Annotated in this window: 13 protein-coding genes; 6 read left to right on the top strand and 7 right to left on the bottom strand. The window is 75.1% G+C overall.

The genetic code is table 11. The annotated features are described in order from the left end of the window. Positions 1-6 precede the first annotated feature (6 nt). Entirely contained in the window at positions 7-1,662 is a 1,656-nt protein-coding gene (locus WCD74_RS13555) for an oligosaccharide flippase family protein (RefSeq protein ID WP_337695423.1), read from the bottom strand. Between the two features lie 58 nt (positions 1,663-1,720). Continuing rightward, positions 1,721-3,094 carry an FAD-binding oxidoreductase gene (locus tag WCD74_RS13550; protein ID WP_337695358.1) on the bottom strand — a complete coding sequence of 458 codons (1,374 nt, stop codon included), beginning with the start codon at positions 3,092-3,094 and terminating at the stop codon, positions 1,721-1,723. Positions 3,095-3,168: 74 nt separating this feature from the next. Here WCD74_RS13550 and WCD74_RS13545 point away from each other — a divergent pair, with 74 nt between their 5' ends. Then, positions 3,169-4,443, top strand: coding sequence for a CoA transferase (locus WCD74_RS13545; RefSeq protein ID WP_337695357.1), 1,275 nt, complete (start codon positions 3,169-3,171; stop codon positions 4,441-4,443). A gap of 22 nt (positions 4,444-4,465) precedes the next feature. After that, positions 4,466-5,251 (top strand): siderophore-interacting protein, encoded by a 786-nt coding sequence (locus WCD74_RS13540; RefSeq protein ID WP_337695356.1) that lies wholly within the window; start codon positions 4,466-4,468, stop codon positions 5,249-5,251. 158 nt (positions 5,252-5,409) lie between these two features. Here the strand turns inward: WCD74_RS13540 and WCD74_RS13535 are convergent, their stop codons facing one another. Genes WCD74_RS13535 through WCD74_RS13525 form a run of 3 tightly spaced genes read right to left on the bottom strand, consistent with a single transcriptional unit; the run spans position 5,410 to position 7,030 of the window. Further along, entirely contained in the window at positions 5,410-6,261 is an 852-nt protein-coding gene (locus tag WCD74_RS13535) for an alpha/beta fold hydrolase (RefSeq protein ID WP_337695355.1), read from the bottom strand. 12 nt (positions 6,262-6,273) lie between these two features. Further along, the gene (locus tag WCD74_RS13530; protein WP_337695354.1) at positions 6,274-6,666 is read right to left on the bottom strand and encodes a hypothetical protein; all 393 of its coding nucleotides are present in this window, start codon (positions 6,664-6,666) and stop codon (positions 6,274-6,276) included. Then, positions 6,656-7,030, bottom strand: a complete 375-nt coding sequence (locus WCD74_RS13525) for a hypothetical protein (protein ID WP_337695353.1) — start codon at positions 7,028-7,030, stop codon at positions 6,656-6,658. Before WCD74_RS13525 ends, WCD74_RS13530 begins: the two co-directional genes overlap by 11 nt. A gap of 44 nt (positions 7,031-7,074) precedes the next feature. Here WCD74_RS13525 and WCD74_RS13520 point away from each other — a divergent pair, with 44 nt between their 5' ends. Both WCD74_RS13520 and WCD74_RS13515 read left to right on the top strand, forming a co-directional pair. Beyond that, complete coding sequence (locus WCD74_RS13520) at positions 7,075-8,778, top strand: P-loop domain-containing protein (RefSeq protein WP_337695352.1); 1,704 nt, start codon at positions 7,075-7,077, stop codon at positions 8,776-8,778. Between the two features lie 115 nt (positions 8,779-8,893). Then, entirely contained in the window at positions 8,894-9,082 is a 189-nt protein-coding gene (locus WCD74_RS13515) for a hypothetical protein (protein ID WP_337695351.1), read from the top strand. 4 nt (positions 9,083-9,086) lie between these two features. On the opposite strand, the gene WCD74_RS13510 is transcribed toward WCD74_RS13515, so the two are convergent. After that, on the bottom strand, positions 9,087-9,887 hold the full coding sequence (locus WCD74_RS13510; protein ID WP_337695350.1) for an IclR family transcriptional regulator: 801 nt from the start codon (positions 9,885-9,887) through the stop codon (positions 9,087-9,089). Between the two features lie 127 nt (positions 9,888-10,014). Here WCD74_RS13510 and WCD74_RS13505 point away from each other — a divergent pair, with 127 nt between their 5' ends. After that, positions 10,015-11,241, top strand: a complete 1,227-nt coding sequence (locus WCD74_RS13505; RefSeq protein WP_337695349.1) for a cytochrome P450 — start codon at positions 10,015-10,017, stop codon at positions 11,239-11,241. Then, complete coding sequence (locus WCD74_RS13500) at positions 11,238-12,518, top strand: MFS transporter (protein ID WP_337695348.1); 1,281 nt, start codon at positions 11,238-11,240, stop codon at positions 12,516-12,518. Before WCD74_RS13505 ends, WCD74_RS13500 begins: the two co-directional genes overlap by 4 nt. On the opposite strand, the gene WCD74_RS13495 is transcribed toward WCD74_RS13500, so the two are convergent. Further along, positions 12,488-13,666 carry a CaiB/BaiF CoA transferase family protein gene (locus WCD74_RS13495; protein WP_337695347.1) on the bottom strand — a complete coding sequence of 393 codons (1,179 nt, stop codon included), beginning with the start codon at positions 13,664-13,666 and terminating at the stop codon, positions 12,488-12,490. The genes WCD74_RS13500 and WCD74_RS13495 overlap by 31 nt on opposite strands. Between the last annotated feature and the right edge of the window lie 16 nt (positions 13,667-13,682).

Here is a 13,682-nt window from a genome sequence, read left to right as displayed (position 1 = left end):
AGCCACCTAGGGCCGACGGATCTCCAGGTCGACGTACTTCGTCTGGAGCGCCCGCATCCGCATCGTCTCGAGCAGGGCGGCGTTCAGCTCCGTCGTCGGGGCGTCGAGGGTGCCGGCCATGGACCGTGGCCACAGCGCCGGGATGACCGTGGTCGGGGCGTCGAGGGCGTCGTCGACCTCGCGGGCGGCCGCGCCGTCGGCCCGGTCCGCGTGGTCGGCCTCCATGCGGTCGAGGCTCTGCGGGCGCAGGGCACCGATGAGCGCGTTCCGCAGGGCCGGGGGGATCGCGCCCATGAGCAGCGCCCCGCCGAGGTAGGCGACGCCGCCCAGCACCAGCGGCACGATCAGCGGCAGCGAGGACGTGAGCTCGATCGCCCCGAGCGCCAGCGCCGCGGCGGGCAGCAGGCGGGCGATGTAGCCGAGCGGGATCGCGTGCACGCCCCAGCGCCGCAGCCGCCACTGCGAGGCCGCCACCCCGATCGTCTCGGTGACGATCAGCATGATCGCGCAGGCCACGGCACCCAGGTGCGGCACCAGGATGATGTTCCCGACGATGTTGATGCCCAGGTTGATCGTCGACATCGTCGTCAGGTAGCGCCCCTCGTCGGCGGCGATCAGGCCGTCGGAGACGATCGCGGACAGGAACGTCATCGCGACCGCGACGAAGAACAGGGCCAGCACCGGACCGGTCGTCGGGACGAAGTCCTCGTTGCCGACCAGGGCGACGATCCGGTCCGACAGCGCCCAGCCGAGGGCGGCGACCGGCAGCCCGATGAGGATCAGGAACCGGTAGCCGCGGTCGATGGCCTCGGCGAAGCGCTCGCGGTTCTCGGCGAAGGCCTCGTTGACCGTGGACAGCACCGACCGCTCGAAGACCTTGGAGATCTGCGAGAGCGTGAAGGCGATCCGCAGCGCCAGGTAGTAGGCGCCGATCTCGCCGGGCCCGCCGAGGGCGGTCAGGACCAGGCCGTCCGCGCGCCAGTAGGCGACGCCGATGATGCTGATGATCGTGATCGGCAGGGCCTCGCGCAGCAGGCCCAGTGAGCCCGAGAACGACGGCTTCCACGAGATGCGGATCAGCCGCGACGCCCCCCACCACTGGATGCCCAGGCGCAGGCACTGCGGGAGGATCTGCACGACGCACATCGCGAGCAGGCCCAGGTCGAAGTGCGCGATCCCGAGCGCCGCCCCCAGCGTGATCACGTAGGACAGGAACTCCGCGGACGCGGCCGAGGAGTAGCGCACCCGCACGTCGAAGACCGGCTCGAAGGTGTTGGAGACGGTGGTCGCGGCGAGCCCGGCGGCGATGATCGCGGTGGCGGCCTGGGCGACCGGGTCGCCGGAGTAGATGACGAACCCGGCGCCCGCGACCAGGGCCGCCAGCGGGAGCGCGTAGATCGTCGAGAACCCGATGTTCATCGCGACCAGGGACTCGAGGTCCTCGCCGCGCCCGGCGACGCGGCGGACCACGATCGTGCCGATCCCGAGCTCGGTCAGCGCCTCGAACGCGCCCGCGAACACCACCGCCGCCGCGAGGACGTCGTAGCCGCCCTGCCCCAGGTAGTTCGTGACCACCGACAGCGTGATGATCGAGAGGGGCAGCCCGGAGAACTTGGCCGCGACCTGGAACACCACGCCGCGGGCGACCGCCGTCGAGCGCATGCCCACGGACGGCCACGCTACCGGCGCCGCCGATCGGGTCCGGGCGTCGGGGCCCTCGTCAGGACACGGAGCACCCCGGGTTCAGCAGGCCGTGCGGGTCCAACGCCGCCCGGACCCGGCGCACGACCTCCAGCGCCCCCGGGTCGCCGAGCTCGGCCAGCGCGGCGGCCTTGGCCCGCCCGACGCCGTGCTCGCCGGACACCGCGCCGCCGAGCGCGACCCCGGCGGCGAGCACGTCGTGCAGGGTGGCGTGCAGGGCGTCCGGGTCGGGCTGGAAGACCGCGAGGTGCGCGTTGCCGTCGCCGATGTGCCCGCAGCCCAGGACGGTCGACCCGTACCGGGAGCCGGCCGCGCGGGCCGCCGTCAGGAAGTCCGCCATCACGGAGCGCGGCACCACGACGTCGACGATCTCGTCGGCGCCGCGGGCCTTGATCGTCCAGAACGTCTGCTCGCGCGCCTCGACCAGCCGGCGCGCCGAGCCCTCGGGCAGGACGTAGACGTCGGGGGCGCCGGCCGCGGTGAGGAGCTCGCCGAGCTCGGCGAGGTCCTCCTCGACACGGTCCGCGCGGCGGCCGACGAGCTCGACGACGAGGTAGGCGTCGGCCCGCGCGCGGACCTCGTCCGGGACGCCGAGCGAGAGGTCGGCCGCGGCGCAGATCGCGTCCATCGTCGGGTCGTCCAGGTACTCGCACAGCGCGGGTGCGAGCCCGCTCCCGACGACGCGGGCGACGGCGGCGGTGGTCGTGGCGAGGTCGGCGAACGGGGCCAGGACGGTGCGGCGGACCGGCAGGTGGGGCTGCAGGCGCACCGTGACCTCGGTGATCAGCGCCAGTGTGCCCTCGGAGCCGGTGAGCAGCTGCACCACGTCGTAGCCGGCCGAGACCTTGGCGAGCCGCCCGCCGGCTCGCACCACGGTGCCGTCCGCGAGCACGGCCTCGAGCCCGACGACGTGCGCCCGCGTCACCCCGTACCGCACCGCGTGCATCCCGCCGGCGTTCGTGGCGACGGTGCCGCCGAGCGACGCGCTCTGCTCGCCCGGGCGCACCGGGTAGGTCAGCCCGTGGGCGCGGGCGGCGGCGTCGAGCTGTTCCAGGGTGACGCCGGGCCCGACGACGGCGACGTGGTCGAGGTCGTCGATGACCACGTCGGTCAGCCGGTCGAACGCGACGACGACCGCGCCGTCCGGGGCGTTCGCACCCCCGGACAGCCCCGTGCCCGAGCCCCGCGCGACGACGGGCGTCCCGGTGGCCCGGGCGGCGTCGAGGATCGCGACGACGTCGGCGGTGCTGCCGGGGCGCACGACGAACGCAGGGGTGCCGTGGCCGACCGCGAGCGCTTCGTCGTGGGCGAGGTCGCGGGCGGCGTCGGAGGTGCCGTCGAGGACGTTCGCCGCGCCGAGGGCGGCGGTCAGCGTGTCACCGAGGTCGCTCATGTCCCGCGCTCTCCTTCCTGTCAGCACTGCGGCCATGCTGACACCGGACGTCATGGAAGGCGCATTCTCGAGCGGTGCACGCCGCCGACCTCGCCCTGCGGGACCTCTGGACCCACCTCGACGCGGCGGTACCACCGCCCGTGCCGGAGTGGGTCGGCCCGTCCACCGGCCTCGCGTGCCCGCTGCCGGTCGAGGCGCTCGCACTCGGCGCGGTGGCGTGTGCGGCGGGAGCGGCCGGGGACCGGGCACCCCGGATCGACCTCGCCCGCGTCGGGAGCTCGTTCCGGGCCGACCAGCTGCTCCGTGTCGACGGCGTCGCCCCGGGCGGGTTCGCCCCACTGTCCGGGTTCTGGCCCGCTGCCGACGGCTGGGTGCGCACCCACGCGAACTACCCGCACCACCGCGCGCGCCTGCTGGCCGCCCTCGCCGTCCCCGACGGCGAGGCGGCCGAGGACGGGGTGGCCGACGCGATCGCCGCCCGTCCCGCGCTCGAGACCGAGGAGCTCGTCGTCGGGAGCGGGGGGATCGCGGTGGCCGTGCGCGACCGGGACGCGTGGTCGCCGTCCGCGCCGGGACGGGCCGTGGCGGGCGAGCCGCTGGTGGCGATCCGGCGCACCGAGCGGCCCGCGGTCGTCGTCGACCGGCCCCCGCGGGTCCTCGACCTCACGCGCGTCATCGCGGGCCCGGTGGCCACCCGCACCCTCGCGCTGACCGGTGCCGACGTGCTGCGCGTCGACCCGCCGACGATGCCCGAGCTCCCCGCCCAGCACCTCGACACCGGTCTCGGGAAGCGCACGACGATCCTCGACGCCGCCGACCCGCGGCTGCGCGAGCTGATCGACACCGCCGACGTCGTCGTGACCGGGTACCGGCCGGGCGCCCTCGACGCGTTCGGGCTGGAGCCGGAGGCGCTGCTCGCGCGCCGTCCGGGGCTCGTCGTCGTGCGCCTCGATGCGTGGGGCTGGACCGGGCCGTGGGCGGGACGCCGCGGGTTCGACTCGATCGTCCAGGCCGCGTCGGGCATCGCGGTCGCCTGCGGCTCCGACGAGCGCCCGGGCGCCCTGCCGGCCCAGGCGCTCGACCACGCGACCGGCTACCTGACCGCGGCGTCCGCCCTGCTCGGGCTGGCGGAGCGGGCCACGCGCGGCGGGTCGGTCCGCGAGCTCTCGCTGGCCCGCACCGCCGAGTGGCTGTGGGCGCACCCGGAGCTGGTCACGACGGCGGATGCGGTCGAGCCGGTGCGTCAGTCCCTGGGCCGCGTGGAGGTGCCGCCGCCCGTCTTCGGCGGAATCTGGGCGGCGCCGGCGCACGAGCTGGGTGCGGACGACCCGTCCTGGGCACGGGGGTGACGCCCGGTGTCAGCATGGCCGCATGGTCGTGCGCAACGCTCCCGTGATCTCCCAGCAGGCCCACGACGACGTCGAGCCGGTGCGGGTCGAGGTCGTCGGCGTCGCGGACGTCACCCCGCGGATGCGCCGCGTCCGCCTGGCCGGCGAGGTCGACGCGCTGCCGGTCTCCGGCCCCACCGACCACGCCAAGCTCTTCTTCCCGACGTCGGGTCCGGAGCCCGACCGCCCGGAGATCGGCCCGCGCGGCCTCGTCGCCCCGGCTCCCGGACGGCCGCGGGCCTACCGGGAGTACACGCTGCGGTCGGTGGCCGACGGCGTCGTCGAGGTCGACTTCGTGCGGCACGGCCACGGGCTCGCCGGCTCGTGGGTGGAGGACCCGTCGGGGGCGCTGTGGTTGTGGGGACCGCGCTCCTCGGTGGTGCACGACCCCCGCGACTGGTACCTCCTCGGCGGCGACGAGACGGCGCTGCCCGCCCTCGGCCGTTGGCTGCGGGGTCTTCCCGACGACGCCGTGGGCACGGTGTTCATCGAGGTCGCCGATGCAGGGGAGGAGCAGTCGCTGCCGGGCCCGGCCGGTATCGAGGTGACGTGGCTGCACCGCGACGGCGCCGAGCCGGGCACGACCTCGCTGCTCGGTGACGCGGTCGCGGCGTGGGAACGCCCCGAGGGGGAGGGCCTCGTGTGGATGGGCGCCGAGGCGTCGGCCCTGCGCCCGGTCCGCCGCCGGCTCCGCGACCTGCTGCCCACCGAGTGGATCGACCTCGACGGCTACTGGCGTCGCGGCGTGGAGGGCACCGGGCTGGGCTGAGCTCGGCCCCGAGTGCGACATGGGGCAGGTTCGGCGGCGTCGGATCCTGCCTGGTGCAGCACTCGCTCAGGGGCGGTCGGCGCGCCGACGGCCCGAGTGCGACATCCCGCAGGTTCCCGGGCCCGCGGACCTGCGCCATGTCGCACTCGCCATGCCCGTCAGGACTCCAGGACCTCCCGCAGCCGCACCGCGAACGCCTTCGCCTGCCCGGGCCACGGGCCTTCCTCGGCGCCGAAGCCTCCGTGGCCGCCGGGGAAGACGACCACGTCCTGTCCCAGCCGCTGCGCGAGCGCCCGCGTGGTGCGGCCGGTGAAGGTGTCGCCGGTCTCCTCGCCGACCGCGAGGAGCACCCGGGTGGGGGCGGCCTGCAGCGCGTCGGCGTCCGGGCGGTACCGGACGACCGCGAGCGAGCGGTCGCTGAGCAGCGGGTCGTCGCGGGACCCGTCGTCCTCGGTCGGCATCCCGAACATCGCCGGGTCGGGCGCGGGCTGCGCGAAGTAGTCCTCGGTGTACTCGCCGGACCAGGAGGTGTACGCGATGAACGCCGCCATCCCGGCGCCCCACCCGCGCTCGGCGTACGCCCGACGGAACCCGTCGTAGCCCCGTTCCGCCGCCTCGGCGTCGGGCAGCTCACCGATCAGCGGCGGCTCGTGGGCCACGAGCGTCGCGATGTCGTCCGGGTACGCCGTCACCCACGCCAGCGCCGTGATCGCGCCGCCGCTGGAGGCGAGCACGTCCACCGGCCCGGCGTCGATCGACCCCACCAGCGCGTGCAGGTCCTCCGCCTGGACCTCGGGCACGCTGGTGTCGATCCCGTCGGTCCGCACCGACCGACCGAGCCCGCGCGGGTCGTACAGCACGACGCGCCGCTCCGGCAGCTGCTCGGCGAGGGCGTGGAAGCCCTCGGCGGACATGGGCTGGCCGATCATCACCAGGGGCCGCCCCTCGGAGGCGCCGAGGAGGTCGTAGACGAGGTCGACGCCGGGGAGGGACAGCGTGTGCGTGGTCACACGAGTACGGTATCAGGACCGATCGGTAGATCGGAACAACCAGAGCAGTCCCAGGATCGGCAGGATCAGCGGGAAGAACCCGTAGCCGACGCCGAAGTCGCTCCAGACGGTCTCGTCCGCGAAGTCCTGCGGCACGAGCAGCGTGAACAGCCCGACGCCGAGCACGCCGACCAGTTCGATCCAGACCGCGACCAGCGCGAGCCGCCGCCACCGCCGTCCGATCGCCACCGCCGCCACGACGTAGACCGCGGCCGAGAACGCGGACAGCAGGTACGCCAGCGGCGCGACGGAGAACTGCGTCGCGAGCTGGTAGACCGACCGCGCCCCGGCCGAGATCGCGAACAGGACGTAGACCGCGAGCAGCACCTTGCCCGGGCCGCTGTTCAACCGCCGCTCAGGAGACACCGGTGGCCTCCCACACCTGCGTCGTCCGCAGCACGAGCACCGCGAACGTGAACCCCGCGATCGCCAGCACCACCGAGCCGTACCGGGTGCGCTCGCCGTAGGCCAGGGCCGCCCCGATCGGCAGCACGACGACCAGCGCGATCAGGTACCCGACGATCTCCGCGACCGCCCCGCCCGACCGCCCCGGCGACACCACCAGGAGCACCACCGCGACCACCGCCTGGACCAGCCCCAGCACCTCGAGGCCCACCAGCGCGAGCCGGTGGTGGTAGGTCGGGGCCTGGTCCACCACGGCCGACACCGCGCACCAGGCCGCCCAGCCCAGGGCGGCCAGGCCGAGCACCCAGGCGAGCACGACGATCACGGTCCCCAGTATGTCCGCCACGGCCGCTGGGCACTCTGCCGCCCATGGCCCGTCGTGATCTCGCCCAGACCCTCCGCGACCTCGACGGGCAGAGCTACGGACGCTACAAGTCCCTCGCCGGCGCCTGGGACCTGCCGGACCGGGGCGAGCGCAGCGACGGGGGAGAACGCGGGTCCCTCGAGATCGTCCGCGCCCAGGCCGACCCGTTCGCCCCGCCGTCGCGGGTCCGCGTCACGCTGCCCGGTGCCGCGCCCGAGGAGCTGACCCGCACCCCCGACCGCCGCCGCGCCCACGCCACGTTCCTGCTGCGCCGTCTACGCGGCGCACTGCGCGGCTCCCCGCTGCAGGTCGACGCCGGCGGGCAGCAGGTGCTCGCGCGCACCGCCGGGCAGGTCCGCGAGGACGGCACCGTCGTGATCGAGCTGGGCGCGCCGCTGCCCGGGCCGAAGCGCCGGATATTGGGCCGGGAGGCCGCGACGCTGCTGGGGGAGACGCTGCCGGCGGCCGTCGCCACTCTGCGCTGGACCGACCTTCCCGACGACGAGCGTGCTGCGGCGGTCCGCTTCGCCGAGACCGTCGAGGACGCGGTCGCCCTGCGCGACGCCCTCGCCGACCGTCGGCTCGTCGCGTTCGTGGCGACCGGGGCGGTGCTGCCGCGCCGCTCCGGGATCGACGACCGCCCGCTCGAGCGGGCGACCGCCTTCACCGCGCCGGAGAGCCTCGAGGTCACCCTGGACACGCCGAACGCCGGACCCGTCGTCGGGATGGGGGTACCGGAGGGCGTGACGCTGATCGTGGGCGGGGGCTACCACGGCAAGTCGACGCTGCTCCGCGCGATCGAGGCGGGCGTGCACGATCACGGGCCGGGCGACGGGCGCGAGCAGGTCGTCGCGCGGGCGGACGCGGTCAAGGTGCGCGCCGAGGACGGGCGCAGCGTGGTGCGCAGCGACGTGTCCGCGTTCGTCTCGCACCTGCCGTCGGGTGAACCGACCGACGACTTCTCGACGACGAACGCGTCCGGCTCGACCAGCCAGGCCGCGTCGATGGTGGAGGCGATCGAGGCCGGCGCGGGCGTCCTGCTGGTGGACGAGGACACGTCGGCGACCAACATGATGATCCGCGACGCCCGCATGCAGCAGCTCATCGCCACGGAGCCGCTGGTGCCGTTCGTGGAGCGCATCCGCCCGCTGCACGCGGAGCGCGGGGTGTCCTCGGTGCTGGTCATGGGCGGGTCCGGGGACTACCTGGGCGTCGCCGACACCGTGATCATGATGTCGTCCTACGTGGCGAGCGAGGTCACGGAGCAGGCGCACGACATCGCCGCGTCGACCCCGGGCCGGACCCAGGAGCACTCCGGGTTCCCGGCGGTCACCGCGCGCGTGGTCGACCCGGGCTCGCTCGACCCGTCCGGTCGGCAGGGCAAGCGGCGGATCACCGCCCGCGGGGTGGACACCCTGACCTTCGGCGAGGACGACGTCGACCTCGCCGCGGTGGAGCAGGTCGTCGACCGCTCGCAGGTGACCGGGATCGGGCGGGCGATGGCGCTGCTCGGCGACCACGTCCTCGACGGCACGATCACCCTCGCCGAGGGCCTCGACCTGCTGGACGCCCAGGTCGCGCGGGAGGGCGTCGACGCCCTGCGCGACGGCCCGCGGGACCCGGCCGACCTCGCCCTGCCGCGGCGTCACGAGGTGGCGGCGGCGGTGAACCGGCTCCGGTCGCTGCGGGTGCGATCGTTGCGGGGGTGAACGCTCAGTACCCGGAGTGTGTGGCGAACGGGTGATGACCCACCGGTAGGGCGCACCACCGTGGAACTCTGCGCGACGGGCCGGGGGACGAACGGAGCGCTCGAGGGGGCTGAACGTGAGTACGACGCCGCTGGACGTGCCGGTGGACATGAGCCAGGACATGACCCAGGACATGACCCAGGACGAGGTGCGCTGGGCGTTCTACCGCGCCGCCCTCGCCGCGTGGGCGGACGCCGCCGGTCGCGCCCCGGTCCCGGCGCCCCGCGTGTCGCCCGACGACGCGCTCCGCCGCTCCCCGCGGTAGGCCCTCAGCCGACCCGCAGCGCCCGCTCCACCGGCCGGACCGCGGCGCCGGCGCCCATCGCGGTCGGTCCGGCGGTCAGCGACCGGCGGATCCGGGCGGCCACGGCCGTGAGCAGTGCGGGCAGCCCGCCGGGCCCGGCCTCGTCGTCGCGCACCACCAGGCTCAGCGCCGCGGTGACCTCCCCCGTCCGGTCGCGGACCGGCACCGCGACCGCCATCGCGTCGTCGGTGATCTGGCCGCGCAGCACCGCGACCCCGTCCCGGCGCACCCGCGCCAGGTGCCGGCGCAGGGCCTCCGGGTCGGTGCTGGTCCGGGCGGTGTAGCGGGCGAGCGGCCGGGCGAGGACGTCGTCGACGTCGCCCGGGTCCGCGTGCGCCAGCAGCACCAGGCCGGTGCCGGTCGCGTGCAGCGGCCACCGGTCGCCGACCCGGCTGGACACCTGCGCGGTGCCCCGCGACCGGAGCGCCTCCACGTAGACCACCTCGTGGCCGTCGCGGACGCCGAGGTGGACGTTGCCGCCGGTGGCGCGGTGGAGGTCGTCCAGGTGCGGGAACGCGACCTCGCGCAGCCCGAGACCCCGCGGGGCCAGCGCGGAGAGCTCCAGCAGCCGCAGGCCGACCGAGAAGCGCCCGTCCGCGCCGCGCTCGAGTCCGCCCCACGACAGCAGCTCGCCGACGAGGCGGTGCGTGGTGGACAGCGACAGCTCGGCCCGTCGGGCGATCTCGGAGAGCGACAGGGCGCGGTGGTCGGGGCCGAAGGCGCCCAGCACGTCCAGGACACGACTCGCTGCGGTGCGTCGGGTCATCCGGCCGATTGTGTCCTTCCGGAGAGCTGGATCACAAGGTTCCTTGATGGTGCTCCTCGGGATCCGGTTTCCGCCTGGCGGTGACCTGCTTGTCCGGTTCACCCCGGGCGGAGCAGCGTCGCGCAGCATGCCCGGAGTCGAACCGCCGTGCGTCGACGCGCCCGCGCTCACCCTCGACCCGTTCGCGCTCGAGGTCCTCGCCGACCCGCTGCCCGCCGACACCGCGATCCGCGAGACGGCGCCCGCGGTGTTCCTCCCCGCGCACGGCCTGTACGCGACCGGCCGGCACGCCCACGTGGCGGCCGCCTTCCGCGACGCCGCGACGTTCTCCTCGGCCGCCGGGACCGGCCTCGCCGACATCCGCCGCGGCCAGGGGTGGCGCCCGCCGAGCATCCTGCTCGACACCGACCCGCCCGAGCACGACGCCGCCCGCCGGGTGATGAACCGGGTCCTCTCCCCGCGGGCCCTGGCCGGACTGGAGGAACGGTTTGCCGCGGTCGCGGCGGAGCTGGTCGACGAGGCCTGCGCCCGGGGGGAGCTCGACGCGGCCGGGATCGCGGAGCGGTTCCCGTTGACCGTGCTGCCGGACGCGGTCGGGATGGCGCCGGAGGGCCGCGACCACCTGCTGCCCTACGCGGCGCTGAACTTCGAGTCCATGGGCCCGCCGGGCGCGCTGCGCGACGCCGCGGAGCGGGGTGCGGCCCTCGGCGCGGGGGAGTGGGCGACCGCCCGCGAGTACGTCACGTGGCAGATGCGCCGCGAGGCCCTCTCCGACGACGGGATCGGTGCCGCGATCTACGCGCACGCCGACCGCGGCGACATCACGGAGGCCGACGCCGGGCTGCTGGTGCGCTCGTTCCTGTCCGCCGGCATCGACACGACGGTGCTCGCCCTCGCCTCGGTGATCCACGAGCTCGCCCGCCGCCCCGAGGTCTGGGCGCTGCTGCGCGCCGATCCCTCCCGCCTCCGCGCGGTGTTCGAGGAGGGCATGCGGCTGCACACCCCGAGCCCCGTCATCGGCCGCACCACCACGCGCGCCGTCGCGCTCGACGGCGTGACGCTGCCCGCCGACGCCCGCGTCCTGCTCTGCCTCGGGGCCGCCAACCGCGACCCGCGCCGCTTCGACGGGCCCGACGCCTTCGACGCCTTCCGGACGGCCGGGGCGGTCACCTTCGGCGCCGGGGTTCACAACTGCGTCGGACAGGCGATCGCCCGGATGGAGGCGGCCGCGCTGCTCGGCGAGCTCGTGCGCCGCGTCGAGCGGATCGAGCCCGCCGGCGAGTCCGTCCCCCGTCTCTCCAACTGGCTGCGCGGCTTCGCGTCCGTCCCCGTCCGACTCCAGGAGGCCCGATGACGACGTCCCCGAGGAAGGTCGCGCTCGCGAGCCTCGTCGGCACCAGCATCGAGTGGTACGACTTCTACATCTACGGGCTCGCGGCCGTGACCGTGTTCGCCCCGCAGTTCTTCCCCGGCTCCTCGCCGCTCGCCGGCAGCCTCGCCGCGTTCGGCACGTTCGCGGTCGGGTTCATCGCCCGCCCGATCGGCGGCGTGCTGTTCGGTCACCTCGGCGACCGGGTGGGGCGGCGGAACACGCTGGTCATCACGCTCGTGACGATGGGCGTGGCCACCTTCCTGATCGGCCTGCTGCCCTCCTACGCCACGATCGGCGTCGCCGCCCCGGTGCTGCTGGTGGTGCTGCGCCTCGTGCAGGGCTTCGCGGTGGGCGGCGAGTGGGGCGGCGCGGTGCTGCTGTCCACCGAGCACGCGCCCGGCGGGAAGCGCTCGTTCTACGGCAGCTTCCCGCAGCTCGGCGTCCCGATCGGGCTGATCGCCTCGAACGCGGTCTTCCTCGTCCTCACGGCGGGTCTGTCCCCCGAGGCCTTCGCCTCGTGGGGCTGGCGCGTGCCGTTCCTGGCGTCCGCGCTGCTCGTCGCCGTGGGCCTGTGGGTGCGGCTGCAGGTGGCCGAGTCGGAGGAGTTCTCGGCGGTGCGCTCGCGCGGCGACTCCATGGTCCTGCCGATCGCGGGCGTGCTGCGCCACCACCTGCCCCAGGTGCTGTGCGGGATCGCGCTGTTCACCGGCATCACCGGCGTCGGCTACATGGCGGCGACGTTCTCCATCCAGTACGGCGCCAGCGCCTACGGGATGCCGCGGACCGGGCTGATCGCGATCGTGCTGGTCGTCGCCGTGCTCGAGGTGCCGATCATCCTGTGGTTCTCCGCGGCGGCGGACCGGTGGGGGCTCTCGCGCACGATCCTGGGCGGGGCCGTCGCGACCGCCGTCGTCATGGCCGTCTTCCTCCCGCTCCTCGCGTCCGCCTCGCTGGTGCTCACCGCGCTCGCCGTCGCCGGGGCGCGGTGGGCGTCCGCGCCGATGTGGGGCCCGTCCGGGGCGCTGGCCGCGCAGGCCTACCCGGCGGAGGTCCGCTACAGCGGCGCGTCCGTCGGCTACCAGCTCGGCTCGATCACCGGCGGGGCCCTCGCCCCGATCCTGACGACGCTGCTGCTCGCGTCGCCGCTCGGCATGGCCGGCGCGTCCGCCTACCTCGTCGCGATCGTGGTCCTCTCCGGTGTGGGCGCGGTCCTCGCGGCGCGGCTCATTCAGAAGCGGTCGATCTCGGCGTCGGTGTAGCCGAGCTCGCGCAGCACCTCGGCCGTGTGCTGTCCGAAGGTGGGCGGCGGGGACTGCGGCGCCGGCGGGGTCGCGGCCTCGCCGGAGGCGTGCACCGGGAAGTCGGTGCCGCGGTAGGTGCCGACCCCGGGGTGGTCCAGGGTCACGTGGTGGCCGCGCTCGTGCGACCACGGGTCGGCGTAGAGGTCGTCGAGGGTGTTGATCGGGCCGCACGGCACCCCGGCCGCCTCGAACTCCGCCGCCCAGTGCGCCACGGGGCGCGTCGTCATGACCTCCTCGACGAGCGCCATCAGCTCGTCGCGCCGGGCCGAGCGCTCACCCGTCGTCGCGAACCGGGGGTCGTCGGCGAGGTGGTCCAGGCCGAGCACGGTGCAGAACCGCCGCCACAGCCGCTCGCTCCCGACCGCGACGACGAGCGTGCCGTCCGCGCAGGCCATCGGCTGGTAGGGGACGACCGTCGGGTGCGCCGCGCCCATCCGCCGGGCCCGCGGGGCGTCGTGGAAGACGTGCTGCGCGGCCCAGGTGTGCCAGACGGTCTGCGCGTCGAGCAGCGAGACGTCGAGGTACTGGCCGCGGCCCGTGGTGTGGCGGGCCTGGAGGGCCATGAGCACGCCGATGATCGCCCAGGTGCCCGCGTTCAGGTCCGCGACGGGCAGCCCGATCTTCGTCGGCGGGCCGTCCGGCTCGCCGGTGAGGCTCATGATGCCGCCCATGGCCTGGCCGAGGACGTCGTAGCCGGGCTTGTCGCGGTACGGGCCGGTCTGCCCGAAGCCGGAGATGGCGACGTGGATGAGCCGGGGGTTGCGGGCGGCGAGCGTGGTGAAGTCCAGGCCCCACCGCTCGAGCGTGCCGGGGCGGAAGTTCTCGACGAGGACGTCCGCCCGGTCGGCGAGGCGGCGGGCGGCCTCCTGGCCCTGCTCGGACGCGAGGTCCAGGACGATCCCGCGCTTGTTGCGGTTCGTGGACAGGAAGTAGAGCGACTCCTCGCCCAGGTACGGCGGACCCCAGCCGCGGGTGTCGTCGCCGTTCGGCGGCTCGACCTTGACCACGTCGGCGCCCATCTCACCGAGCCACTGCGTCGCGAAGGGGCCGGCGAGCACCCGCGACAGGTCCAGGACACGGATGCCTTCCAGGGGGAGCACGATCACCGACCCTATGCTCGGT

Source organism: Actinomycetospora aurantiaca, from assembly GCF_037401875.1.
In the GTDB taxonomy this organism is placed as follows: Bacteria; Actinomycetota; Actinomycetes; order Mycobacteriales; family Pseudonocardiaceae; genus Actinomycetospora; species Actinomycetospora aurantiaca.
The sequence above is the reverse complement of the archived record's forward strand: the minus strand, read 5'-3'. Positions and strand labels throughout refer to the sequence as shown.